At 53.2% G+C, this 24,984-nt stretch carries 26 protein-coding genes and 1 pseudogene; 14 read left to right on the top strand and 13 right to left on the bottom strand.

Annotated elements, in window-relative coordinates; all coding sequences use genetic code 11:
• Positions 1 to 138 precede the first annotated feature (138 nt).
• Positions 139 to 726 carry a PACE efflux transporter gene (locus G7G_RS23965; protein WP_083829017.1) on the bottom strand — a complete coding sequence of 196 codons (588 nt, stop codon included), beginning with the start codon at positions 724 to 726 and terminating at the stop codon, positions 139 to 141.
• Between the two features lie 601 nt (positions 727 to 1,327).
• Between G7G_RS23965 and G7G_RS24710 the strand changes: the two genes are divergently transcribed.
• The gene (locus tag G7G_RS24710; RefSeq protein ID WP_029622054.1) at positions 1,328 to 1,570 is read left to right on the top strand and encodes a hypothetical protein; all 243 of its coding nucleotides are present in this window, start codon (positions 1,328 to 1,330) and stop codon (positions 1,568 to 1,570) included.
• Positions 1,571 to 1,585: 15 nt separating this feature from the next.
• Here the strand turns inward: G7G_RS24710 and G7G_RS24975 are convergent, their stop codons facing one another.
• A complete protein-coding gene (locus tag G7G_RS24975; RefSeq protein ID WP_238528812.1) occupies positions 1,586 to 1,867 on the bottom strand; it encodes a hypothetical protein in 282 nt (93 codons plus the stop codon).
• A gap of 107 nt (positions 1,868 to 1,974) precedes the next feature.
• Between G7G_RS24975 and G7G_RS24700 the strand changes: the two genes are divergently transcribed.
• From G7G_RS24700 to G7G_RS23095, 3 genes are all read left to right on the top strand, one after another.
• Positions 1,975 to 2,220 (top strand): IS110 family transposase, encoded by a 246-nt coding sequence (locus tag G7G_RS24700; protein WP_238528811.1) that lies wholly within the window; start codon positions 1,975 to 1,977, stop codon positions 2,218 to 2,220.
• An 18-nt stretch (positions 2,221 to 2,238) separates the two neighbouring features.
• A complete protein-coding gene (locus G7G_RS24845; protein WP_010442252.1) occupies positions 2,239 to 2,373 on the top strand; it encodes a hypothetical protein in 135 nt (44 codons plus the stop codon).
• A 91-nt stretch (positions 2,374 to 2,464) separates the two neighbouring features.
• Complete coding sequence (locus tag G7G_RS23095; RefSeq protein ID WP_238528810.1) at positions 2,465 to 4,093, top strand: L,D-transpeptidase family protein; 1,629 nt, start codon at positions 2,465 to 2,467, stop codon at positions 4,091 to 4,093.
• A 542-nt stretch (positions 4,094 to 4,635) separates the two neighbouring features.
• Here the strand turns inward: G7G_RS23095 and G7G_RS0114975 are convergent.
• Positions 4,636 to 5,121: a GNAT family N-acetyltransferase gene (locus tag G7G_RS0114975; RefSeq protein ID WP_010442250.1), complete on the bottom strand. Its 486-nt coding sequence runs from the start codon at positions 5,119 to 5,121 to the stop codon at positions 4,636 to 4,638.
• 343 nt (positions 5,122 to 5,464) lie between these two features.
• Between G7G_RS0114975 and G7G_RS0114960 the strand changes: the two genes are divergently transcribed.
• A protein-coding gene (locus G7G_RS0114960) for an IS3 family transposase (protein ID WP_085977576.1) occupies positions 5,465 to 6,591 on the top strand; the annotation gives its coding sequence in 2 pieces (ribosomal slippage) (positions 5,465 to 5,729 and positions 5,729 to 6,591; 1,128 coding nt in all).
• Between the two features lie 233 nt (positions 6,592 to 6,824).
• On the opposite strand, the gene G7G_RS0114955 is transcribed toward G7G_RS0114960, so the two are convergent.
• The 8 genes from G7G_RS0114955 to G7G_RS0114920 form a co-directional block, all read right to left on the bottom strand.
• Positions 6,825 to 8,342, bottom strand: coding sequence for an aldehyde dehydrogenase family protein (locus G7G_RS0114955; RefSeq protein WP_010442246.1), 1,518 nt, complete (start codon positions 8,340 to 8,342; stop codon positions 6,825 to 6,827).
• 34 nt (positions 8,343 to 8,376) lie between these two features.
• A complete protein-coding gene (locus G7G_RS0114950) occupies positions 8,377 to 8,721 on the bottom strand; it encodes a cupin domain-containing protein (protein ID WP_010442245.1) in 345 nt (114 codons plus the stop codon).
• Positions 8,718 to 9,083, bottom strand: a complete 366-nt coding sequence (locus tag G7G_RS0114945; RefSeq protein ID WP_010442244.1) for a cupin domain-containing protein — start codon at positions 9,081 to 9,083, stop codon at positions 8,718 to 8,720. The genes G7G_RS0114950 and G7G_RS0114945 overlap by 4 nt, the downstream gene beginning before the upstream one ends.
• Positions 9,080 to 10,366, bottom strand: a complete 1,287-nt coding sequence (locus G7G_RS0114940; RefSeq protein WP_010442243.1) for a nucleotide disphospho-sugar-binding domain-containing protein — start codon at positions 10,364 to 10,366, stop codon at positions 9,080 to 9,082. Before G7G_RS0114940 ends, G7G_RS0114945 begins: the two co-directional genes overlap by 4 nt.
• Positions 10,367 to 10,390: 24 nt before the next feature.
• The gene (locus tag G7G_RS0114935; protein ID WP_010442242.1) at positions 10,391 to 11,452 is read right to left on the bottom strand and encodes an ABC transporter ATP-binding protein; all 1,062 of its coding nucleotides are present in this window, start codon (positions 11,450 to 11,452) and stop codon (positions 10,391 to 10,393) included.
• Positions 11,449 to 12,231, bottom strand: a complete 783-nt coding sequence (locus tag G7G_RS0114930; RefSeq protein WP_010442241.1) for an ABC transporter permease — start codon at positions 12,229 to 12,231, stop codon at positions 11,449 to 11,451. Before G7G_RS0114930 ends, G7G_RS0114935 begins: the two co-directional genes overlap by 4 nt.
• On the bottom strand, positions 12,231 to 13,085 hold the full coding sequence (locus G7G_RS0114925) for an ABC transporter permease (protein ID WP_010442240.1): 855 nt from the start codon (positions 13,083 to 13,085) through the stop codon (positions 12,231 to 12,233). The genes G7G_RS0114930 and G7G_RS0114925 overlap by 1 nt, the downstream gene beginning before the upstream one ends.
• Before the next feature lie 78 nt (positions 13,086 to 13,163).
• Positions 13,164 to 14,234: a polyamine ABC transporter substrate-binding protein gene (locus G7G_RS0114920; protein WP_010442239.1), complete on the bottom strand. Its 1,071-nt coding sequence runs from the start codon at positions 14,232 to 14,234 to the stop codon at positions 13,164 to 13,166.
• Here G7G_RS0114920 and G7G_RS0114915 point away from each other — a divergent pair.
• A complete protein-coding gene (locus G7G_RS0114915) occupies positions 14,218 to 15,336 on the top strand; it encodes a GntR family transcriptional regulator (protein WP_139056611.1) in 1,119 nt (372 codons plus the stop codon). The genes G7G_RS0114920 and G7G_RS0114915 overlap by 17 nt on opposite strands.
• Before the next feature lie 7 nt (positions 15,337 to 15,343).
• Complete coding sequence (locus G7G_RS0114910) at positions 15,344 to 16,639, top strand: nucleotide disphospho-sugar-binding domain-containing protein (protein WP_010442237.1); 1,296 nt, start codon at positions 15,344 to 15,346, stop codon at positions 16,637 to 16,639.
• Positions 16,640 to 16,848: 209 nt separating this feature from the next.
• Here G7G_RS0114910 and G7G_RS0114905 read toward each other — a convergent pair whose 3' ends face one another.
• Positions 16,849 to 17,616, bottom strand: a complete 768-nt coding sequence (locus G7G_RS0114905; protein ID WP_010442236.1) for a helix-turn-helix transcriptional regulator — start codon at positions 17,614 to 17,616, stop codon at positions 16,849 to 16,851.
• A 153-nt stretch (positions 17,617 to 17,769) separates the two neighbouring features.
• Between G7G_RS0114905 and G7G_RS0114900 the strand changes: the two genes are divergently transcribed.
• The 7 genes and pseudogenes from G7G_RS0114900 to G7G_RS0114870 all read left to right on the top strand — a co-directional run bounded on the left by G7G_RS0114900 (position 17,770) and on the right by G7G_RS0114870 (position 24,119).
• Complete coding sequence (locus G7G_RS0114900) at positions 17,770 to 18,870, top strand: ABC transporter ATP-binding protein (RefSeq protein ID WP_120981226.1); 1,101 nt, start codon at positions 17,770 to 17,772, stop codon at positions 18,868 to 18,870.
• A 34-nt stretch (positions 18,871 to 18,904) separates the two neighbouring features.
• Positions 18,905 to 20,068 (top strand): ABC transporter substrate-binding protein, encoded by a 1,164-nt coding sequence (locus tag G7G_RS0114895; RefSeq protein ID WP_010442234.1) that lies wholly within the window; start codon positions 18,905 to 18,907, stop codon positions 20,066 to 20,068.
• A gap of 38 nt (positions 20,069 to 20,106) precedes the next feature.
• A complete protein-coding gene (locus G7G_RS0114890) occupies positions 20,107 to 20,958 on the top strand; it encodes an ABC transporter permease (protein ID WP_010442233.1) in 852 nt (283 codons plus the stop codon).
• A 7-nt stretch (positions 20,959 to 20,965) separates the two neighbouring features.
• A complete protein-coding gene (locus G7G_RS0114885) occupies positions 20,966 to 21,787 on the top strand; it encodes an ABC transporter permease (RefSeq protein WP_010442232.1) in 822 nt (273 codons plus the stop codon).
• Positions 21,788 to 21,805: 18 nt separating this feature from the next.
• On the top strand, positions 21,806 to 22,564 hold the full coding sequence (locus tag G7G_RS0114880; protein WP_010442231.1) for an SDR family NAD(P)-dependent oxidoreductase: 759 nt from the start codon (positions 21,806 to 21,808) through the stop codon (positions 22,562 to 22,564).
• 101 nt (positions 22,565 to 22,665) lie between these two features.
• Positions 22,666 to 23,346, top strand: a pseudogene (locus G7G_RS23090) (IS6 family transposase).
• 89 nt (positions 23,347 to 23,435) lie between these two features.
• The gene (locus G7G_RS0114870) at positions 23,436 to 24,119 is read left to right on the top strand and encodes an IS6 family transposase (RefSeq protein WP_010442229.1); all 684 of its coding nucleotides are present in this window, start codon (positions 23,436 to 23,438) and stop codon (positions 24,117 to 24,119) included.
• A 134-nt stretch (positions 24,120 to 24,253) separates the two neighbouring features.
• Here the strand turns inward: G7G_RS0114870 and G7G_RS0114865 are convergent, their stop codons facing one another.
• The gene (locus G7G_RS0114865) at positions 24,254 to 24,934 is read right to left on the bottom strand and encodes an IS6 family transposase (protein ID WP_010442228.1); all 681 of its coding nucleotides are present in this window, start codon (positions 24,932 to 24,934) and stop codon (positions 24,254 to 24,256) included.
• Positions 24,935 to 24,984: the final 50 nt, after the last annotated feature.

Raw genomic sequence — 24,984 nt, 5'->3', positions numbered from 1 at the left:
ACAAACGACCGACCGCTAAGGGCTCGGTGCGGCCGTTCATAACAACATGTCTGTATGTAAGCTTTGCGGATAAAACTGACGCCCTCCAACTGAGGAACACACATTTGCTTACGATCCATCTTATGGTTCGTGTCACACTCAGGATCTACGGTCTAATCCGAATTTGGCTTCTGCTTCAATCAAGCCGACTTGCGGAGAATCCGTTGCCAAGATCGAGCTAAGCGCCGGAATTTGCTTTTTAGTTTCGACATGTGTTTGTCTTTCCACAGGACGCAAACGATCGTAAATCATGTGGAAAAAATATGTGTAAATCGAATAGGTTAACGTCAAGCCCAGATTGAATGCTAATGCGGCTGACAGTGTATGCCCGCCGATCCACATGAGTAGCGGACAAGTTATCAAAATCGCTGTAACTTCATGCAGTGTGGCGTGTAAAACTCTAAGTCTGTGTGGGCGTTTGCAGGCCAGTCGGTTGGTGAAATGTCTATCAATCACGTCAAAGAAGGTATTAAAGATCGGCGACCAGACCATTACTGCTATAGATAATACGGCAATTGTTGCAAACCCATGTACCATTGATGACCCGGCCAGTTGGGCATAAATGGGGGCAACAAAAAAAATACCTACTAACTCAAAACTTGAAGTCTGAATGACGCGTTCTTTAAATGACCTAAGTGTAATTTTTCTGCTCCAATACAGTAGTTCTTGCCACATCAAAAAAGGCATCTGCTCACTCAGGAAAATGACCCATCCGGATGCAGAGTACGTTTCCCGAGCAGCCTGCTTTCGCCGCTTCAATGATTATAATTGGCCAGTGAAGATGATTTAGCTGTGAAGTTAGTCACACTGGACAAGTTTAACGAAAAACTGGACATCTGCTCTCAACAATACGGTTTGCTGTAGTGCGGTTTTGTTTGACCATCAATTCGCGAACTTCCTAAACAAGTTCGCTTTTAACGTCTGCTTTGGGCTGATATTGTTGAAAAACTCACAATTGGTGTAAACTCGAGTCAGAATTTGGCCCGACACGGCCGACGGGAATTTTCAGCTGAGGGGTCGGCCAAAAACTGACACTGGCCACCAGTGGGCACCGAAACGCCCGTCATCGGTATCAGAAGTGGACTTTTCGGATTGACTGCCAGTTCGCAGACTATCAGGGCCTCCCAGATTTATAAGTTTTTCAACACAATCGGCTCAATATTGCAGTTCTCTGCGGTTTGCATGGTTGGCGGTTCGCAGCCCAAAGCATGCGTAATTGGGCTGACCGTGAACTGAGGTCGAGCTCCCGATAGGCTCACAGGGAAACTGTGAACATGGGAGATTTCGAATGGAGTATTTTGCAGGTTTGGACGTGTCGCTGCGTTCGTGCGCGATTTGTGTCGTTGATGGCAAAGGCGCGGTTCTGCACGAGCGAGACCTGCCTTGCGAAATCGAGGAGATCGCGGGCTATCTGGCCGCGCTTCCTGTTTCGGTCGAGCGCATCGGGTTTGAGTCTGGCACTTTGAGCCAGCACTTGTTCTACGGATTGAAGGCAGAAGGTTTCGACGTCGTTTGCATGGAGGCGCGCTAGGTAAGTGCGGCGTTGTCAGCGATGCGTAACTAGACGGATCGCAACGAAGCACGTGGCATTGCCCAAATCTTGCGGACAGGGCGGTTCAGTCCTGTTCACATGAAGAGCCGGGAGGCACATGGGATCCGGGCCCTCCTGAGCACGCGCAAGGCATTGTTGAGTAAGACCAATGATCTGGCCAACGAAGTGCGGGGATTGCTGAAGATCTTCGGCATCCGTCTGCCCAAGACGGTTTAGCATGGCAGCTTCGACGACGTCGTCCGACCGATGATCGAAATGGACGAGGTGTTGGCTCATGCCATGCTCCCGCTGCTCGACGCCCGGCTGGTGCTGTATCAACACTTCCTTGAATTGGATCGGAGGGTAAAACGCGCCGCCAGTCGGGATGCGGTCTGCATCGTATGATGACGGTTCCTGGTGTCGGCCCCATAGCGGCCTTAACCTTCAAGGCCGCTGTTGACGATCCTACGCGGTTCAAACGGTTTCGTACCGTAGCCGCCCACTTTGGCTTGACGCCTCGAAGATATCAGTCAGGTGAGCAAGACAATCCCGGTCGAATATCCAAAGCCGGGGATCGCGATGTGAGGGCGACACTCTATGCTGCCGCCAACGCTTTGCTGATGCGAACCATGGCAGGATCGCAGATCTAGTCATGGGGGATGAGATTGATGCGCACGAAGGGGCGCCGCCGCGCGGTCGTTGCCGTTGCACGCAAACTGGCCGTTCAAGTTTTCACCCGCCGTCTGTTCTACGGGCAACGCAGCCATTCGCAAATAATTGTCGTCGATGCGGCGCGAGCATGATCCGAGACCAATAAATTCCAATTTGATTATACATAATGTTGAAGTATCCTCCGACGAAGAAACGACATATAGATTGAAGGTGACGGAGCGGATGGTAAAAGGTCTTAAATCAGTAGTTGCAACTGCACTAACTGCAACGTTGATGACATGCCCCAATTTAGGCGCAGCAGACCAAGTCTCGGAACAGATAGAAGCGCTTCTAAGGTCAAATACGAATGCGAGTAGTACACTTTCAAACAGCAAGAGTTTGGACGCAGAAATCCTTGTACCTCGTTTCTATACGGCTAGAGAATTTACGCCAGCTTGGACCAGTATTGAATTGGTTGACGAGCTTTTTGAGGAGTTGGGTGGAGCAATTGATCAGGGCTTTACGCCGAGTGACTTCAAACTAGAGGAGCTTCGATCCGCGTTCAAAGCTTCACAGGGTGGCGATGCCTCCAGTCGAGCATTATTCGATATTCTGGCGACTGACGCGGCCGTGATACTCGTACACCATTTGGTGTTTGGAAAAGTCGATCCAAATGCGCTAGACGACGATTGGAATTTCTCAAAGCCAGTAATTCAACAAGACCCTTCCGTTGTATTGAGCCAATTTCTTCAAGGTGAAGGCTTCAGCGCTTTGATTGAACGCATCGATATCGACAATGCGCAATATACGATGCTCGTTGATGCATTGCGTAAATATAGAGCTATTGCATCAAAGGGAGGCTGGAACAAAGTTCCCGAAGAAACGGTTCTGAAGCCGGAAATGGTGGATCCTGCCGTCGCCGAACTGCGCAAAAGGCTAGCGACAGAAGGCTACGAGGGAACAAATGAATTTCAAGAAATCAGCCAAAACGGCATAAACCCAACTTGGGTTTATGACGATTACTTGGTGCAACTGGTAAAAACCTTTCAAAATCGTCATGGCTTGGAAGCAGATGGCGTCGTTGGTGGTAAGACTTTCGCGTCTCTCAACAAACCTGTCGAAGATCGCATAAATAAGTTGCGCCTCAGCCTGGAGCGAGGCCGCTGGCTCATGCGGGAAATCGACGAAGAATTCGTGCTAGTAAACATTGCAGGAGCCCGTACTTACTTAGTCAAGTCCGATGGGACGGTTTGGACCACCCGGTCGATCACAGGATCAGCCTACCGAAAAACCCCAGTGTTCCGAGATGAAATTGAATACATGGAATTCAATCCGACTTGGACCGTTCCCGCCTCGATTTTTCGGAAAGACAAGCTTTCGCGGATCCGCAAGGATCCAGCCTATCTGGCGCGCAACAATTACGTAGTTCGGAACAAAGACGGGCAGACAATTCCTGCCAACGCTGTCAACTGGGGGGCAAAGAACCCCGCCGTGACTTTGGTTCAGCAGCCGGGCCCAGACAATGCGTTAGGTTTAGTCAAGTTCATGTTTCCCAATAAATATGCAGTGTACTTGCATGATACCAACGACCGCAGTCTTTTCGACCGAAATGAGCGGAACCTAAGTTCCGGCTGCGTTCGTCTTGAGTATCCGTTCGAATTTGCCAGCCTTTTGATGGAGGGAGAGCCCGACTGGAGTCGGCAAAAGATGCAATCCATATTGGATAGCGGGAAGACAACGCGCGTTAACCTACCCGAGCCCATGCCGGTCCTTTTGACCTATTGGACTGCTTGGGTCGAAGATGGGGCCGTTCATTTCCGTGAGGATCCATACGAACGAGATGCTCGAATCCTCGCAGCTTTGGATCGATGAACACGTCATCCTCAAAGAGATGCGCAGTTCCATGTTCAAACTGCAATAGTTGTCGTCACCAAAATGAACCAGCGCAGCTGCGTTCAGGACTCACAAGCGCTCGACGCGCGGTGCAGCGCCGAGTGGCCGCTCTGGGCGGTCTAATAGTCTTTGCAATGTCCGGTTTCTGCGGATTGTGTTGAAAAACTTATAAATCTGGGAGGCCCTGATAGTTTGCGAACTGGCAGTCAATCCGAAAAGTCCACTTCTGATACCGATGACGGGCGTTTCGGTGCCCACTGGTGGCCAGTGTCAGTTTTTGGCCGACCCCTCAGCTGAAAATTCCCGTCGGCCTTGTCGGGCCAAATTCTGACTCGAGTTTACACCAATTGTGAGTTTTTCAACAATATCTGCGCATTGCTGTCATTGGGGAATCGCGCAGCATCGGTCAAAGTGGACTCCGAAGTAGACAGTCGCCGCACTCGGTGTGAGCGACTGCTATACGGGACGAAACAGCCGTTCGCTGCGTTTGCACCAATGTCCGTTCATCATGGCTCAACGGCTCAAAGTAGCATGGACATCTCGTGCCAAGTCATTCCTCCATGATCAGAGGTTGATGGATGAAGATAGCTGTAGCCAAATCTCTGATAAAGCGGGACGTGATGCTCTTTGCACATGAGGTAGATCGCGGATTTGTCCATATTCCTCATGCAGTCGACGAATTCAGTCATCAATGCCCGCGACAGGCCTGTTCCCTGATGCTCAGGATCAACAACGACGGACATAATAACAACATTTGGCGCGTCGGGGTCATGCCCCACAAGCTCCTTGAACTCCTCGTCTGACATTTCGACTTCATGGGCACATCCGCAATTGATAAAGCCAGCGATCTCGCCTCGTTCCTCAAGAATCAGGAAACCATCGGGATAGACCTCGATCCTCTTGGATATCTTTTCGAGGGTTGCTGCTTCGTCGCCTTCATAGGCAGCAGTTTCGATCTCAAAGCAACGCTGTGCGTCGGATTGTCGGGCATTTCGGAACTTGCTCATGCATTTACAATATGCGCGTTGGGTCAAGTTGCATAGCCGCCCTTGGTTGCGCTGACAGCATCCGGCAATTTGGGCTCTCACCGGCCCAATGCTTACGCGGCGATGCCGTTGCGGCGGGCTGACCGAGACCAGTCATCTGTGATTTTCGCCAGCCACATGAATTTTCTATGGCAAAACAGAGTAGCGAACCTTGGACAGCATTGAGCCGACCTTTGTGCGGCTGGCGGCGAATCTTGAAGGTGATCCCAAAGCGGAACTGGAAGTTTTCAGTGTCAACTTGAAGGGAGTGATCCTCCCCCTCTGAAGTGGTCCGCCGTTATGGTTAAGAAAACGGAGGAACCACATGGCGCGCAAGCGACCGAAGCCGGAAGAGATTGTCTCGAAGTTGCGGCAGGTTGAGATATTGATGGGGCAAGGCATGTCCCGTCTGGATGCGATCCGGCAGATTGGTGTTGTTGAACAGACCTATTATCGCTGGAGGAAGAAGTACGGCGGAATGGGTGCGGATCAATTGAAGGAACTTAAGCGCCTTCAAAAAGAGAATGAGCGTCTTCGAAAGGCCGTCTCGGATCTTACCCTGGACAAACTGATCCTGACGGAGGCGGCCAAGGGAAACTACTGAGCCCCGCCCGTCGCCGTGCCTGCATCAACCATGTGCGCCACAAACTGCGTGTCTCAGAACGCCGGGCGTGTCGCGTCCTGAAACAGCACCGATCCACACAGCGAAAGCTGCCGAAAGGTCGAGCTGACGAGAAGCGCCTGGTGGCGGACATGATAGAATTGGCCCGCCAGTATGGCCGCTACGGTTATCGCCGGATCGCGGCTTTGCTGAGAGATGCGGGCTGGCAGGTGAATGACAAGCGCGTCGAGAGGCTTTGGCGTCGGGAGGGGCTGAAAGTGCCAATGAAACAACCAAAGAAGGGGCGGCTCTGGTTAAATGATGGATCGTGTGTTCGGCTGCGGCCGGAGCATCGAAACCACGTCTGGAGCTATGACTTCGTGCATTGTCGAACGGATGACGGAAAGGCATTCCGCACGCTCAACGTCATTGATGAGTACAGCCGGGAGTGCTTGGCGATCCGTGTGGACCGCAAGCTGAACTCCAGCGATGTCATCGACGTGCTGAGTGACCTGTTCATCATGCGCGGTGTGCCAAGCTACATTCGCTCCGACAATGGCCCTGAGTTCATTGCCGTGGCGGTGCAAGACTGGATCAATGCAGTTGGAGCAAAGACCGCATACATCGAGCCAGGCAGCCCATGGGAGAACGGTTACTGTGAGAGTTTCTATGCGCGGTTCAGAGATGAGTTCCTGAATGGAGAAGTCTTCTACAGCCTAAAAGAAGCGCAGATATTGATCGAAGAATGGAGGAAACACTACAACACTAAACGCCCGCACAGTGCTCTGGGATATAAACCACCGGCCCCGGAAACCATCGTTCAGATGGACCAAAGGCCAATCATGCACTAACAATCAAATTGGACCACACAAGTGGGGCTGATCAATCAATTCACCAAGATCTAAGCGATTGTCAGCGTTGCTTTTTTGTGTTCGGCCGATACAAAAAAGCCAAGTTTTTCTCAAAGCAATATGGGGTTATGCCGAAGAAATGTTGCTTTTTCACAATGGCTTGATGATTTGAAGCTACCTTGAAAAACAAAGCCTCTGTGCCGACGGCAACGACAATCCAGACGAAATATCCCTTATCCGGTGTGCTTTCTCCCGCCCTGTACGTCATCTGAATAGAACCATTCGTCGGGATATGGATACCACCAGCCCGCCTCCTTCGCCTTCGGGTCAATCACGACCATCTTGGGCCGTCTGAAAGCCTCGAGGCCTTGAAGGCCTAGCGTGCGCCCAAGTCCGGAATTCTTGACGCCGCCAAAAGGCAAGGCATCGTTGTCCACTAGCGGGTTGTTGACCCAGACCATCCCCACCTGTAGTTCGTTCACCCCCTGAAATGCCTCGTCCAGGTCGCCGGTAAACAGGCATCCGCCAAGACCGAACTGTGACGCGTTGGCCAATTCAAGCGCTTGGTCAAAGTCGCTCACCCGAATGACCGAGGCGACTGGCCCAAAGACCTCTTCCTGAGTTAGCGCCATGTCCGTCGTCACGCCGGTTAGGATCGTTGGTGCGAAGAACCAACCCGGCCCGGCGTCATCCGGAATACCGCCTCCTACCTCGACCACCGCGCCTTTCTCAGTTGCATCGCGCACCAGACGCTCGACCTTGTTGCGCGCCTCCTTGGAGGCCAAAGGTCCGATTTCCGCCACCCCCATGCCGTCGCCGATGCGTAGTTTCCGGGTTCGGGCCACGAATTCATCGACAAAATCGTCGTACACGTCATCCACCACAAAAATCCGTTCAGACGATGTACAAACCTGGCCCGACTGCAAAAAAGCAGCGGTAACTGCCCCGGCAGCAGCGACCGCGATATCGGCATGTTTACTGACGATCAGTGGATCGCTTCCCCCAGCCTCGATCACTGCGGGTTTCAAGTTCTCTGCTGCGGCCACTGCGACTGCACGACCTGTCGGCACGGACCCTGTAAAGGCGACCACATGGGTTTTGGGGCTGGCAATCAGCTGTTTGCCCACGTCTGCCCCACCCGGCAGGCAAGCAATCAGGTCTTGGGGCAACGCCCGAAAAAACTCCATGAACGCCATCGTGCACAAAGTTCCTGCGGGTGAGGCTTTCAACACTACACCGTTACCTGCCGCAAGTGATGCGGCCATCGACCAGCTGCCAAGAATGAGGGGGAAATTGTACGGAACCACATGCACGGACACCCCGTAGGGCTCGTATGTCTGATACTGAAAAGATCCGGTTTGCATCGTGCCGGCGATCTTGCCCGCGTCATTGCGCGCCATCTCGGCATAGTAGCGGAAAACTGGCGGGATGTTCGCAATCTCGCCAATCGATTCAGGGTAAGGTTTGCCCGTTTCCAATGTCATCAAGCGGGCGATCTCAGTCATATCGCCGCTTTCGATGTCGTTGGCGATCTGGTGCAATACCCGCGCGCGAGATTTGCAGTCCATCGCAGACCACCTCCTTTGCGCCGCATTGACCCGGTCCAGAACCTGGTTCACGATCTGCGGCGACGGCTCACCAAAAACCCCGACGGGCTGCAAGGTAGACGGGTTGACCAGAGTGGTCCCACCACCCTCCAATGGCACATGCTTGGGGTTGAGGTAGTAGGTAGATTTGAACGGGTCACGCATTGGGCAGCCCCCTTGTTTGACAGGCATTGCGCCGTTAGCGGATCATGTACACTTTCTTGACCGTCTCGTGGACAGTGCAAACGCCTTTCCAGTCCTGCGGAAAAAAGGCCGCCGTATCGGGCGTAATCTCAATTACCTCGCCGCTTTCATGGACATAGGTACAGCGGCCTTCCAGAAAGTGGCAGAACTCGTCCTTGGTGACGTGACATTCCCACTTACCGGGAGTGCAGACCCAAAGGCCGCATTCGGACTGGCCGTCAGGCCCCTTGTGGATCAGCTTTCCCGAGGTGCGGGATTGCCCTTCAATCATCGTCGGGATTACCCCCCAATCGACAAGATCAGTCTGCTGGAGCGGGTTTTGCATACGTGGCGTGGTCATGATTCAGGTTCGCGATCCGTTAGGTAGTAGGTGTTGCGCAGTGTTTCCTCGACCGTGCATTCCCCTACCCAACCGGCGGGGAATAGTACGGCCGTTCCGGGCGTAACTTCGATGCTTTCGCCTGCATCCGACCGATAGACCGCGCGGCCCTGCACAAAATAGCAGAACTCGTCACGCGGAATCGTTAGGCGCCAGCGCCCTGGAGTACAGACCCATGCGCCGATCTCCGGTCGGTTGTCAGGACCCTTGTGAACCAGCATACCCGATGAATGAGACTGGCCTTCGATCATGTCCGGCTGTAGCCCCCAGTCCGTGAGGTCGGTGCGAGTCGAGATTTCGGAAAGATGCGGGGCGCTGCTCATTCCGCGGCTTTCAGGATGTCGTCGAGAATGCCGGCTGCCTTGGTCGGGCCATGCCGTGACTGCATATGAGCAGAGGTTGCCGCCATCTTCGCCTGCATTCCTGGATCGTTGATACATTTGTCGAGGGCAATAGCCAATTCATCATCGGTCCAGTCGTATCGGTGAAACCCGAACCCGTGGCCAGTTTCCTGAACACGAGTGGCGTTATCGTGGCCGTCCCAGACATAGGGCATAATGATTGCCGCTTTGCCGAAATACAGGCACTCGGTGAACGAGTTGTTACCGCCATGATGTATCACCGCGTCAACCTGCGGAATTACCGAAGGCTGGGGATACCAACTTTGTATGTGCACGTTGTCAGGAATTTCTGTGTATTCATCCATGTAATCCCCGACATTTACGAGCGCCCGGTAGGGCAGCCTGGAAATGGTCGAAATGATCCTTTTTAGCAGGTCGGTGTCGCCTGCACCAAGTGACCCGAAAGATACATAGAGAAGTGGTTTGTCATTGTTGGACTTAAACGTTGGCACCTCAAAGGATTCTTCTTCGCGTACGCAACCTTCAAGATACTGGAACCGGTTTGGGTCCAGCGGGTTCTGTCGTTCGTACTTTGCAGGCTCGGGATAAAGCAGAAGGTTCATTGTGGGCGACGCTTCGAAAAACTCTCCGATCGGATAGGCCTCTTCGTTGCATCTGGCCAGGAACGCATTGTAGTCGTCGTGGATCGGCTTGATCACCTCGTGGAATTTAGCCTCATAGGCCGCCATGCCCTCGCGGTCATCCACCCGGCAGCCTGACAAGTGCGGCGGCACAATCGGGTCAGGGATTTCGTTTTCGGAACATGAGATGATCCGCACCCACGGTACGCCGAACTGCTTGATAGCCGGGAACATAATGACATTATCCACGCAGATCATATCTGGTTTGATTTTTGCCAGTACATCGGGCAGATCTTTTTGCGCCCATTTTGCGCTGTCGACGATCGCCTCCCAGCAATCCTTGACGTAGTTATCGATCTGGTCAATCGGGGCTTTGCGAAAATTTGGGATGTGACCGTTGATGAAATCCTCCCAGAACTTTGCCATCGCCTCGGGTTCCATCGGCTCGGACAGGGCAACAGGATGCGCCTCAAACCCATAACCTTCATATACCTCGACAAAGCCGGGATCGCTTAGAAATACAGCCTTATGGCCCAGTTTCTCGCAGGCCTGCGCGATGCCAACCGAATTCAGCGCAGGGCCAAAGGCAGCTTCGGGGAAGAAGGCGATGGTTTTCTGTGACATTGTAGGTCTCCCGTTAGATATGGCTTAGCAGTTGGGTAGGATGCGGGAATGTTTCGCGTCCCATACGCAGTAGACATCCTGACCCGGCTGGATACTTTCACGGTCGGCTTGGCCGGCTGGAACGCGGGCGGACAGGGTGCTCCTCCCGCCGCGAACACGCACATGCACACCCAGGTCTGACCCGTGATAGGCGACTTCTTCGACAGTGCCGGGAAGGCAGTTGCGCCCATCTTGAGGGGCGGTCTGCATCAGGCTGACCCGTTCCGGGCGCACAGCAATCGTGGCGGCACCGCGCAGCTCGGAAACGCCCCTCAGCATTCCCGCCCCGTCGACATCGACACCGCCATCCACGGCGTTACCATTCAGGAAGTTCATCACGCCGATAAAATCTGCAACAAAGCGCGATCCGGGGTGTTCGTAGAGCTCGTGAGGAGTACCGACCTGCGCCAGCTTACCATCATGCAAGACCGCGATCCGGTCGGCCATGACCAAGGCCTCTTCCTGGTCATGGGTCACAATTAGAAATGTAATCCCCACCTCGTGTTGCAACCGTTTGAGCTCCAGCTGCATCTCTTCTCGTAGTTTCTTGTCAAGAGCTGAAAGGGGCTCATCCAGCAACAGGACTTTTGGCCTTTTGACCAGCGCGCGCGCCAAAGCAACCCGCTGTCGCTGCCCACCAGAAAGCTGATCCGGCTTGCGCCCGGCAAACCCCGAAAGTTTCGCACTTTCCAGAACCTCAGCTACTCTCGTGGCAATTTCGTCCTTAGGCAATTTCTCCATTTCTAACCCATAGGCGATGTTTTTTTCGACGCTCATGTGCGGAAACAAGGCATAGGATTGGAACATCAGATTCAGGGGCCGCCTGCTGGGACGTATGTTTGTCACGTTCTGCCCGGCAACGATAACCTGTCCTTCCTGTGGCGTTTCGAAGCCCGCCAGCGTCCGCAATAGTGTGGTCTTGCCGCAGCCCGATGGGCCCAAAAGTGCAAAGAACTCGTTATCGCGAATATCCAGTGAAACATTGTCGATCGCGGTCACCAAACCGTATCGCTTGGTTATATTCCTGAGTTGAACCCCTTGGTTCATCGGCTGAAAACCTCTTTGTCGGTACGCTGTGCGAAGAAGACCAGCGTGAATGAAACGAACATGACGATGGTAGCCATCGCATTGATTTCCGGCGTGACGCCAAATCGGATCATTGCGTAAATCTGCATCGGCAACGTGGTCGAGGATTGCCCAGCACCGGCGGTAAAGAAGGCAATAATGAATTCGTCCACAGACAGGGTGAAAGACAACAGCGCCCCGGCGATAACCCCCGGCGCGATGGCGGGCAGCAGGATGCGGCGAAAGGTGGTGAATTCGCTGGCCCCAAGGTCGGCACTGGCCTCAAGTATCGAATGGTCGAAATTGCGCATCCGCGTACGCACCACGGCGACAACAAAGGCTATGTTAAATACGACATGGCTGAGGATGATCGAATGAAGCCCCAGCGTCATGTTGAGTAGGGTGAAAAAGGACAAGAGCGCGATGGCCAGAACTATGTCGGGGATGATCATCGGTGCGAACAGAACCGCGTCTAGAACTGAAGAATTATGCCGTGTCTCGACACCGACCGCCAAAAGCGTGCCGAATATTGTCGCCAGAACGGTCGAGATTAAGGCCACGATTAGCGTGTTGCGCGCCGCCAACAGTATTGGATCCGCGGTAAACAACTTGCCGTACCATTCCAACGAAAACCCGGTCCATACAGTTGGAAGTCCGGCCCGGTTAAAGCTTAACGCCATGAGCACAAGGATCGGCACATAGAGAAAGGTGTAAAACAAAACCAGGTGCAGCTTCAGGCCCATGTTGGATCGGTCCCGCATCAGTCCTGCCCTCTCTGTCCCGCTGCGCGATTGGCCAATACCGCCTGTGCGAACAAAAGCCCCATCATAATCGCAATCAGGAACATCGACAGCGTTGCTCCGAACGGCCAGTCGCGGGCGCTCAGGAACTGGTCATAGATCAGGTTTCCAACCATCTGAAGTCGCCCGCCACCAAGCAAATCGGGCGTAATGAAATTGCCGATCGACAATACAAAAACAAAGACACCACCTGCCGCAATGCCGGGAACGGTCTGTGGCAGTATCACCCGGTGGAAAGTGGTCCAAGCGGGAGCTCCAAGATCTTCCGAGGCTTCTATGGTTTCGACATTTATGCGGTTCAGCGACGAATAGATCGCCAGAACCACAAAGGGGGTGTAGTTGTAGACAAGCCCAACGATCACCGCGAAATTGTTATAAAGTAGAGACAGCGGCTCATCGATCAAGCCTGCCCCCTGGAGAGTATTATTGATCAAGCCCTCGCGGTTAAGCATCACGATCCAGGCGTAAGTGCGGATTAGGTAGTTGGACCAGAACGGCAGGATCACCAAGATCAGCAAACCGGTCTGCCAACGGCGCGGCGCCAGCGTGATGGCATAGGCCGCCGGATAGGCGATCAGGATCGCGATTATCGTGGTCAGAAATGCGATCTTGGCTGAGCGTAAGAAGATCCCGAGGTAAAGAGGATCGGTGGCCCGCACAAAATTCTCAAACGTAAAGACGTGGTCGATACCGCCATAGATACCGCGTTCAAAGAACGCATAGGTAAAAATAAGGCCACACGGCACCACCATAAGAAGCGCAAGCCAGCCCAGGCCCGGCCCCAGCAAGATCACCGATTTCAGTCGATTGGTCATATACTTGGCAATCTGTGGAGTGATGTCGTACAGGCCCGACCCTTTGTTCGGGTCGGGTTTTGCTCAGGGTTTGATCACTTACTGTGCGGCCATGATTTCGGTCACGGTCCGTGCAAAGGGTTTCTGGCCATTGCCGAGATCGCGCAACTGCTCGTACTTGGTAAGGTCTGCAGGCGACATTCCCATATTCGGGAAGGTTTCGATTAAGGACGGGTCCAGCGCCTCCATCGCAGCCTTGTTCGGCGTTTTGTAAAGGATATTGCTGGCAACCCAGACACCGACGTCCGCGCCCAAGACATAGTTCACAAAGGCATGCGCCGCATCTTTGTTTTCAGATGCATCCGCGATGACTAGCGCATCCACCCACAGATCCGATCCTTCTGATGGTATCGTGTACTTGATGTCCGCGTTTTCACCGATGCCGTAGTTGCACCAGCCATCCCAGGCGTGAACCATCGTTGCCTCGCCCGATACCAACTTCAGATAAAAAGTTGCGTCGTCGTAGGCCAGCAGATCCTGCTTCGCCGCAACCAGCAGGTCCTTTGCAGCCGCCAACGTCTCATCCGACGTATCGTTCAGCGACTTTCCGAGGGCTAGCGCAGCAGCCCCCATCAGCCAGCGATCCGTCGAGAGCATTGTCACTTTGCCTTTGAGGTCGTCAGAGGGTTTGAGCAGATCGTTCCACGAAGTTGGCTCTGGCATCAGGTCTGACCGGTAGCATAAGCCCGTCGTGCCCCAAGCGTATGGCATTGAATAGTTGTTGCCCGGATCATGGGCTAGTTCTTTAGCTTCGTCATACAGGTTAGAGGCATTCGGAACCTTGTCGTGGTCGATTGCAGCCACCAGCCCCAGGTTGTTTAACGCCTCGGCAAAAGGCGACGAGACGAAAAGAACGTCGTAGCCCTTTCCTCCACCGGCTACGACCTTGCCCATGATTTCTTCGTTAGTGCCATGCACCGAGAGCTCGGCCTCGATACCGGTTTCCATGGTGAAATTCTCCAGCAGGTCCGGCGGCATGTAGCCGTCCCAGTTCGAGATCACGATTTTTTCTGCTTGGGCCGCTCCGGCGAATGCGCTGAGTGCGCAGGCCGCCCCGGCGGTGAGCCAAGCAAATGGCAAACGGAACGAATTGGTGAACTTGTTGGTCATGTCTTCCTCCCTTGACATCCGCGCTCGCTTCTGGGGCGAGATATATGATGCAATCACGGTATTTTTTGATGAAATAAAACTCAACAATTTTTTGAATCATTTTTGTATGGCCCGGAGAAGCCATTTAAGATACCGTTTTTATTGTATATTAACTGAGTATGACGAAAGCCGTCTTCTTATGTCACCAAGCAAATACTTGAAACTTGCTCAAAAAATACTGGATGTTGCGATGGATCTCGATTTGCATCAGGGCGACAGACTGGTGGAAAAAACCCTTGCTGATTCGTGCAGCGTCTCTCGCACTCCGATTAGATCCGCATTGAGGCTGCTGGAAAAGGAGGGGATGGCACGCAAAGCGGCAGAAGGCGGGTTTGTCCTAGAATGCGAACCCGAAAAGGGGCATTCGATACTCAACCAGCATGCGGTCGGAGCAGGTGTGGATCTCGCTGGTGCCATCCTACGAGATCGCGGCGCCCGACGCCTGGACGGTGCCATCAATGTCACAGACCTGATCCGCAGATATTCGGTTTCCCGCAGCGCTGCACAGCGTGCGCTCGAAGCCCTCCTGGCCCAAGGCGTGATTCAGAAAGCCGAAGGTCAATCCTGGGTTTTTACGCGCATGCCGGGAGACCGCTCCGGACGAATAGAGAGCTACGAATTTCGTCTGATACTGGAACCGCAGGCCATTCTGTCCGACGGTTTCAAGTTGGACACCAAGCGCGCCGATCTGGTCCGCAGCCAGACCGAAGCGCTTCTGGCGCAGTCGGAAAACTCTTTCAATAGCCAGGATTTCCAGGACGCGGATCTTGCCTTTCACAAGCTCATCGCTCGATCGTCCGGAAACCAGTATCTAGCTTCTGTTCTCATGGCCCATCATGGGTTGCGCCACCTGCCAGGCGGATCATTCGGTATGATCGACTTTCGGATGAGGCAGGCGCTCGATGAACATCTGCGTATCCTTGATTTCATCGAACAGGATCATTTCGATCTTGCGGCGGATCAGATGAGGTTGCACTTGCGGCTTTCAATGCACCAAAGGCCCAGCGTCGCCAATCGTGGTGCTCCGGCGCTAGTCCAAGCAACCCGCGGGTCAATCCGGTGATTGAATGATGAACCGCAAGGAAGCACCCGTAATCGCGTTTTTCCCCGAAGCTAGTTTTGGGGCTGCACTGAATTGTGTGGGGATCGCCCAGGAACTGCGCGCAATGGGTGCACACCCCGTTTTCCTCACCCACGGTGGCTTTGGTGGCGTATTCGCAGATTACGGTTTTGACGAGTTCGCCGTCCCTGTTCAGTCAGAGTTGACAGAAGAGGAAACCCAGACCTACTGGCAGGAATTCCTGAGCCATCATCTGCCGCATTTTAACATGCATCCAACTGACCAACTGACCACCTATGTAGAGCCCGTTTGGAACGCAATCGTCGAGACAGCGGAATCGGTCGAACAGGGTTTGGAAACGGCGCTAGAGCGGATCAACCCAGATGTCGTCGTCCTCGACAACGTCATCATGTTCCCGGCCATCGTACGATCCGAGTGCCCATGGGTCAGGGTTATTTCTTGCGCGGAAACCGAGTTGCCAGACAACTGCCTACCGCCGTACCTGTCCGGTCTGCCGGCATCTGACGCTGCCGGGTGTGCGGCATTTCGAGACCAGTACTTGGAGACCCTTGGCCCAATTCATGCGCGCTACAACAAATTTCGCCAGGATAAGGGGCTTGAGCTATTGCCTGAAGGTGAGTTCCTAGAAACATCACCGCATCAAAACCTTCTTTTAGCGCCATCTATCATTCGCCATGATCGTGATCAGGTGCTGGACTCTGGACAATTCACCTTTCTCGAAGGCTGCGTTCGCCAGGAAGGTCCTTACCGTGTACCTCAAATGCCCCGTAACAACGGGCCTCTGGTGTACGTGAGTTTTGGCAGCCTCGGTGCAATGGATGTCTCATTCTTTGAAAGCCTGTTCGACGTATTCAAGACATTGGACATGCGTTTTCTGATCAATGTCGGCGCACAGATCGATGCCTATTCCAGAGTGCCGGACAATGTTCATCTGCAGGAATGGTTCCCGCAGCCTTCCGTGGTTGAACAATGCGATCTTTTTATTCACCACGGCGGCAACAACAGCTTTTGCGAAGCGCTGTATTTCGGGGTCCCGTCGCTAATCCTCCCCTATTGCTGGGACGGACATGACAACGCCCAGCGGGCAGTCGAAACCAGTGTCGGACTCAGGCTAAATCGATGGGATTGGACAACGGAGCAGTTGGAGAATGCGATTAACCAACTACTTGGGGATGCGGAGATGAAGTCCCGGCTGGCTGCGAACTCCGAGGTCATGCAGTTGAGAAAGTCGGTTCAGTTAGCTGCTCAGAAAATACTGGATTGTGTAAATCCTAATCGAATCTAGGATATTCCCGTCGGTCATCCGTTTTGTCATGAAGGATGGAAGGGTGCATCGCAATGATCTCTAAATCACTGAACCTAAAGTGTCGGTTTGGGCTCGAGACAGACGCTCGCTGAAATGTCGCGAGCGGCAGCAATGCGGGACGTTGCAGCCATCCGCATTTTTACTCCAAAGAACCGCAGTCAGCCCAAAGTGGGTGTTCAAGGAACCTTTTAAAGTGCCTTTTCAATGAACTTTGAAAAAAGCTCACCCTGCGAATTGATCCTAAGTTTCGCGTAAATGTTGCGTCTGTGGATGCGGACTGTGCCTGGAGAGATGCCGAGAATTGTGCCGACAGCTTCTGCCGAATGACCCTTCAACGTGAACTCAACGACTTCTCTTTCTCGTGGCGTCAGAACGCCATCGCCAAATGCCTGGAAAGCAAGATCGACGCGACGACTAACGCCATTCGCTGCGGCGCCGCGGGTCATCGTTGGAAAGTCACTCCAATGTTTGCAACAGGCTGCCCGAACGAGCGGCCATAGAGCGTGCAAATGACGAATTTCCTTGGCTGAAAAAGGCTTCACTGATCGCATGAGCGAGACCACAACCATCCCAGTGCTTGGGATATCGATAAAGTAGCCAATCTCCTCTGCTAACCCAGTCCTTTTGTAATAGCTGCGATAGTATTCGCCCTGATAGAACCTGTCCGGTGCGATATCGCGCATGCGGTACAGACCCGGTGTTATCGGTTTTGTCGCGGCCAAAAAAAATGGATCAAGTACGTAGGGCCCTGCTTGGTAATCCTGAACAAAAATACGCCGTTTGCTTTTGGGAAAATCGTCGTGAAGGTCTATAGGTGCTTCGGTTCCGACATGGCCAAACACCACTGTAAAATCGAATGGTGCGACCTGCCGCAAGCCATCTGCTAAAGCACATGGAAATTCTGGGGTTCCGATCTTCTCCACGACCCTGCCGGCCTCTTCCATCCAATCGAACACACGCTGCTCCAGATTTTCGAAAAGCGGCTTTATACCCCAATTGTGGTATATACAGCTAATCGGGGTTATTGTTACTTTTTCCCTGTTTGAGTGGTATGCCAGTAAATGCCAAAAAATCAAGCAAAAGGAAAAAGGCAGTATATGAGCTTTGACATGAGCGTCACCATGCAGACGATTGCGGAACTCCGCGGAGTGACTAAGACCTTTGGGAATGTGGTCGCTGCCAAAGACCTGAATCTTTCCATTGGGAAAGGAGAGTTCCTGTCGTTCTTAGGCCCATCTGGTTGCGGCAAAACCACTGCGCTTAGAATGTTGGCAGGTTTCGAGAAGCCAACCGAAGGTCAGGTGTTGCTCGATGGAGAAGTCGTCAACGACTTGGATGCGCACCATCGCCCAGTCAACATGGTGTTTCAGCACTATGCTCTTTTTCCTCACCTAAGCGTGTTCGACAACATCGCGTACGGCCTGCGCCAACAACGACCACACGTAGACAAACAAACAATCGCGACAAAGGTTGAGCAAGCGCTGGAAACTGTCCGTCTTGGTGGGTTTGGCCCACGTCGCATCTGGGAGATGTCTGGTGGTCAGCAGCAACGCGTCGCTTTGGCGCGTGCGATCGTAAACGAGCCCAAGCTTTTGCTGCTTGATGAACCAATGGCTGCTCTGGATCGAAAGCTTCGAAAAGAAATGCAGTTTGAACTGCAGAACCTGCAACGACAACTGGGAATAACTTTTGTCCTCGTCACGCACGACCAAGAAGAAGCGCTTTCAATGTCCGACCGAATTTGTGTGATGGAAGGCGGCAGTATTGTGCAGGTTGGCAGCCCACGCGAACTCTATGACATGCCCCGCAGCCGCTACGTGGCTGGATTTGTAGGCACCTCAAATTTCTTTGATGCAACTGTGACTGACTCAGCAGCCGACCAAATTACTGTGCGTTTAGCGAGTGGCCAAAAGGTGCACGGAACTCCGGAGATTCCAATAGATGCAGGGCAGGAAGTGTGCGTTAGTATCCGTCCTGAACAGATCACGCTGACCCGCGCGCTACCCACAGCTGAAATCGCTCTGCCAGTTACCATTCAAAATCGGATCTTCCTTGGGGAGCACACAGAATACCTTGCGCGCAACGAAGCACTGGGTGATTTCCACGTACTTGTGCCAAGGCAAGCGGAATTGAACGAGGGGACGTTCAATGCAGGAGAGCAGGCCTTTGTTTCATGGGGCGAAGGCGCACTGCTGATCCTGGAAAATTAACAAATCCCGCAATCCAACAACAGAGAGGTTCACAATGACCAAGGATAATGGGACTATTTCCAAGCAAAAGTTCATGGAAGAGCTTCGCCGGTACCAAAAGGGTTCGGTTACACGGCGACATTTCTTAGGCGTGACAGGTCTTGGGATGGCAACGGCCGTTCTGGGCACGGCCATTCCTGGGTTGCGTCCACGCCCGGCATTTGCTGCCGGGGACATTGGCGACCGAGTGATCCTCGCCACATGGCCGAACTACCATGACGAGATGAACTTCGAAGCCTTCACGGAAGCCACTGGCGCCCATGTTCAGGTCAATGTTTTTGGCTCGAACGAAGAGATGTTGGCAAAACTACAGGCTGGAGGGTCTGGCTGGGACGTTTTTGTTCCAACCAACTACACAATCACTACGTATGTGGGTGAAGATCTGATCATCCCGCTCGATACGTCCAAACTGCCAAACTACGACGCAGGTTCATTCGAACAGCGCTTTTCCGATGCCGGTTCTGTCGATGGCCAGCTTTACGCGGTCCCAAAAAACTGGGGCACGACTGGCTTTGCAGTGAACACCAGCAAGCTTGACGGCGCTCCGACTCCAACCACATGGAAAGAGTTCTGGGACCTTACTATGGAAGGTTACTCAGGCCGGACAATGGTGCATGATTACCAACTCACCACCATCGGTAATGCCCTGAAATACTTCGGCTACTCCTTCAACTCGGTCGATGAGAAGGAACTGGCGGATGCCGAGAAATTGTTGCTGGATGCCAAACCGCATCTGTTTGCAATCTCGTCGGATTATCAGCCACCGATGCGTAACGGTGACGCCTGGATGACGATGTGCTGGACAGGTGACGGCAAGCAGATGAATGTCGACATGCCTGAAATCGCCTACGTTCTGGGAGCCGAGGGCGGTGAACTCTGGTCCGACTACTACGCTATTCCTAAGGGCGCACCCCATATGGATGCCGCTTATGCCTTGATCGACTTCCTGCTGAACCCGGAAGTTAATGCGAAAGAAGTCCTCGCTCACGGCTATCCATCGGCTGATGCTCGCACCAATGCGTTGCTGCCGAAGGAACTACTGGAAGATCCGATCCTTTATCCGGCAGCTGACCTTCTGAATGCACTCGAGTTCGGCGCGGCAGCTACACTAACAGATCCAAACCGTGCCGAGTTGCTCGCCCGCTTCAAGTCGGCCTAAGCGCCAAGGTCGCCAATATCGGAAAAGACGAGGACAAAATGACCGAACGAGGCAGAAAAGCACTGTTGCTGGCTCCAGCAGGAATATGGCTTTTGGTAATGCTAGCCCTTCCTCTGCTGGTCGTCTTCGTCTTTTCCTTTGGCGAACGGGGTGCCGCCGGAGGCTACGTTCCAGCGTTCACGTTGGAACAATATGCCAACCTTCCTGCGCGATGGACGGCGTTTAAGAACACTTTGATCCTTGCACCACTGGGGACTATCGCTGCGTTGGTAATTGCCTACCCGCTCGCCTACTTTCTTGCAGTGCGTTGTTCACCAAAGTGGAGAACTTCGCTGTTGATCCTAGTGATCGTGCCGTTCTGGACATCGATCCTGATCCGGTCATACGCTTGGATTTTCATCCTTGGGGGGCGTGGCTTGCCCGCTTTACTGGAGTCGATCGGCATCGATGATATCCGCCTGATAAATACGCCGTTCGCTGTGCTTGTCGGGATTGTCTATGGGTATCTACCTCTGATGGTTTTCCCGATTTTTGTAAGCTTAGACAAACTGGATAAACGCCTTCTGGAAGCATCGGCTGATCTCGGCTCTACCCCATGGCGTACGTTCCGTCAGGTGACACTTCCTTTGTCGGTACCTGGTATCGCAACTGGCTGCATGCTGGTCTTCATCTTGCTGATGGGCGAGTTTCTGATCCCAGCGATCTTGGGCGGCGGAAAGGTCTTTTTCGTCGGAAATGCGCTGGTGGACCTGTTCCTGCAGTCTCGGAACTGGGCGTACGGATCGGCGGTCGCAATGACTTTGGTTGTCGTAATGCTTGTCACTGTCTCAATTTACATGAAATTCATCTCGCGCCTGGGTGGCCAGCGCCAAGATGTCTCGCTGATGTGAGGGTCCGATGCGCTTATACGCGATTTGCGTCTACCTTTTTCTCTATATTCCAATCGGCATCATCGCGCTTTTCAGCTTTAATGCCGGACGACACGCAAGCCAGTTCATGGGGTTCTCGACCCAATGGTATGGTAAAGCGCTGAACAACCCATTTGTAATGGACGCGCTCGAGACCAGTCTGCTTGCGGCATTCATAACTGCTTGCCTCGCATCCACTCTCGGAACCATGGCGGCCATCGCTTTACAAGGGGTTAAGGGATGGCTCCGAACTTTGTTTGATGCGATGATTTATATTGCGATAATGATACCCGGTATCGTCATCGGCATCGCGACACTCATTGCCCTGGTCACTGTATTCGGCTGGCTAAACCCGCTTCTTGCAAGCCTATGGCCCGATGGAGCAAATCCCCCGCAACTTTCCATGGGGATGCCCACGCTTGTCGCCGCACACACCATGTTCACAATGGCGCTGGTCATAATCATCGTACGTGCAAGGCTATCGGGTATGGACCGCGCGCTCATGGAAGCTTCGGCTGACCTCTTTGCGACGCCCTGGGGCACCTTTCGACAGGTGACCCTGCCGTTGATAGCACCGGCAATTTTGGCAGGCTTCCTGCTCAGCTTCACTTTCTCATTTGATGATTTCATCATCGCGTTCTTCGTAGCTGGCTCAGAAACAACCCTGCCAATCTACATATTCTCATCCATCCGGCGCGGCGTAACACCCGAGATCAATGCCATCGGCACTATGGTTATGGGCGCGTCGCTCTTGTTGCTCGTAGCAGCGCAGCTGCTTTTGCGCCGAGGCGCCTCAAAATCGAATAATTAAATAAAGGAGCCAAGTGACATGCGGCTTGCAGGTAAGGTCGCGCTCGTTACGGGCGCGGGATCAGGAATTGGTCGGGCGGGTTCAATGGCAATGGCACAAGAGGGTGCGAATGTTGTGGTAACCGATCGCGATGCAACACTTGCTGAAGCCACTGTGGCCGCGATCGTTGCGCAGGGAAATCAAGCATCTGCCATACAGCTTGATGTGACCGATGACGATGCGCTTACCAAAGCCATAGACGAAGCAGTAAAAAACTTCGGTCGGCTTGACGTGTTGCACTCTCATGCTGGGTTGCAGATCGAAGGAACGCTGGAAGAAGTGGAACCAGATGGAATGGATGCTTCTTGGGCATTGAATGTCCGCGCTCACTTCATTGCCGCGCGCGCAGCCGTCCCCCATATGAAATCACAAGGTGGAGGCAGCGTGATCGTCACGGCCTCCAATTCGGGGGTTCAATACGACCGGGGTATGATCGCCTATGCGACTACAAAGCACGCAGCTGTTGCGATGGTCCGGCAGATGGCAGCCGACTACGCTGTCCATGCAATCCGTTTCAATGCCCTTTGTCCAGGATTTGTAGACACCCCCTTCAATGCAGGCTTCGAAAAGCAGATGGGTGGCCGTGCCAAACTGGAAAGCTACATCGAGCAGGCGATCCCTATGAGTCGGTGGGCGACAGTTGAAGAGATTGGCCATGGGATCGTCTATTTAGCTTCAGATGAATCCGCTTTTATGACGGGGCAAGCCTTGGTTATCGATGGCGGTGAATGCATTTAGTGATGGGTTAGACCGGATCTGTTGCAAACTTTTGACCGTTGACGCTCATAAGTGCTTCGAGTGAATGGATATCGAAATATTGAAGTCGAAAGTCAGTTTTTATGATCTCTTTCAAAGGCGCGCAGTATCCGAAGGATGTGATCCTCTTCGCTGTGTTCTTCTATGTCCGATAAGGTGTGTCATATCGCGATCTAGAAGAGATCATGCATGAGCGAGGCGTTGCAGTGGATCACACGACGCTGAATCGCTGGGTGACGCGGTATGCAGGCGCAATCGGTGAAGCGGCGCGTCGTCGAAAGGGACCGTGCGACCGCTCCTGGAGAATGGATGAGACTTACATCAAGGTGAAAGGCAATTGGGTCTATCTCTATCGAGCTGTCGACAAGCACGGCAAGACGCTTGATTTTATGCTTTCCCAGCGTCGAAACAAACTCGCGGCCACCATGTTCTTCGCCCGAATGCTGGAGGTCAACGGCCTTCCGAGAAAGATAGTCATCGACAAAAGTGGAGCTAACACCGCTGGCCTCAAGGCCATCAACAAGATGCTGAAAGGTTTTGGTTGCCCGGTCCCAATTGAAATGGTGAGGCGGAAATACTTGAACAACATCATGGAACAGGACCATCGTTTCATCAAAAGACGAACCCGCCCGATGCTCGGCTTCAAGTCTCTTGCTTCGGCATCAGCGACTCTGGCGGGCATCGAGGTGACGCACATGATCCGTAAAGGCCAGTTCACGCCCGGAATCTGCCGGTTTCGTCAATTCTCCGAGTTGGCAACCTGAACTGAAGCGATCGCAGAACTATTTGGCTGACCTAAAACTTTGCAACGAAACCTCTGGTAACGCGTGCTGGAACATGACAGGAGCAGACCGTGACGATCTCATTTAAGGGCGCGCATTTTCCGAAAGACGTGATCTTGCACGCGGTTTTCTTCTATCTCCGATACGGCGTGTCATATCGGGATCTGGAGGAAATCATGGCGGAACGTGGCGTTGATTTGGATCATGCAACGCTAAACCGCTGGGTCAGCCGATATGCAGGCCTCGTTGCTGAAGCAGCGCGGTATAGAAAGCGTCCCGCAGACCGCTCGTGGCGTATGGATGAAACCTATGTGAAAGTGAAAGGCGAATGGGTTTATCTTTACCGAGCGATCGACAAACACGGCAAGACACTGGATTTCATGTCGTCCGAACGCAGGAATAAAGCCGCTGCGACGAAGTTCTTCGCCCGCGCGCTAGAGGTGAACGGTCTACCGCGCAAGATCGTCATCGACAAAAGTGGTGCAAACACAGCCGGCATCACGGCGATCAACAAGATGCTCAAGAGCTTTGGTTGCCCGATCCCAATCGATATGGTCAGGCGGAAATACCTCAACAACATCATTGAACAGGATCACCGTTTCATCAAACGAAGGATCAGACCCATGCTGGGATTCAAATCTTTCGCTTCAGCCGCATCTGTCCTGGCAGGCATAGAGCTGGTCAACATGATCCGCAAAAGTCAATTCACGCCCGGACTCCGTCCGTTTCAGCAGTTCATCCAACTGGCGGGATAAACTGCTCACCAATTCCACCGATGCTCTGCCATCTAAAAAGTTTGCGACAGAACCCTGTTCCGTTGTTCGGCACATAAGCTGGTTCCGTTGCAAAGATTTCAGCCAGGCGAGCTACTTCAGTGATCACACCGGCGTTAATAGGCTAGTTCAGCGAACTGTTGGAACGGACAGAGTCCGGATGTGAGTTGCCCCTTGAGGATCATGTGCGCGAATTCGATCCCGGCCAGAGTTGCTGCAGCCGAGATATAGCACTTGAAGCCAAGCATCGGACGGGTTCGTCTTTTGATGAACCTGTGAGCTTGTTCCATGATGTTATTGAGGTATTTGCGCCTGATCATCTCGATCGGGATCGGGCAGCCATACCCCTTTAACATCTTGTAAATGGCCGTGATGCCAGCGGTGTTTGCGCCGCTTTTGTCGATGACTATCTCTCGCGGAAGGCCGTTGACCTCCAGCATCTGGGCAAAGAATTTCGTGGCAACTGGTTTGTTGCGCCGCTCGGACAGCATGAAATCAAGTGTTTTTCCGTGTTTGTCGACGGCACGGTAGAGATAGACCCACGCGCCTTTCACTTTGATGTATATTTCGTCCATTCTCCAGGAGCGGTCGCATGGTCCTTTGCGCCTACGCGCGACTTCGGCAATGGCGTCTGAGTATCGCGTTACCCAACGGTTCAGCGTGGTGTGATCCACGGAAACACCTCGCTCTCCCATGATTTCTTCCAAGTCGCGATATGAAACACGGTATCGAACATAAAAGAACACCGCGAACAGGATCACGTCCTTCGGATATTGCGCGCCTTTGAAAGAGTTCATGGACCGACTCTCGACTTGAATACACCGATAGCCATTCACTCGCAGCGCCT

Origin of the sequence: Ruegeria conchae (genome assembly GCF_000192475.1) — a bacterium.
GTDB lineage: Bacteria > Pseudomonadota > Alphaproteobacteria > Rhodobacterales > Rhodobacteraceae > Ruegeria > Ruegeria conchae.
This window is presented reverse-complemented; position numbering and strand designations above follow the sequence as displayed.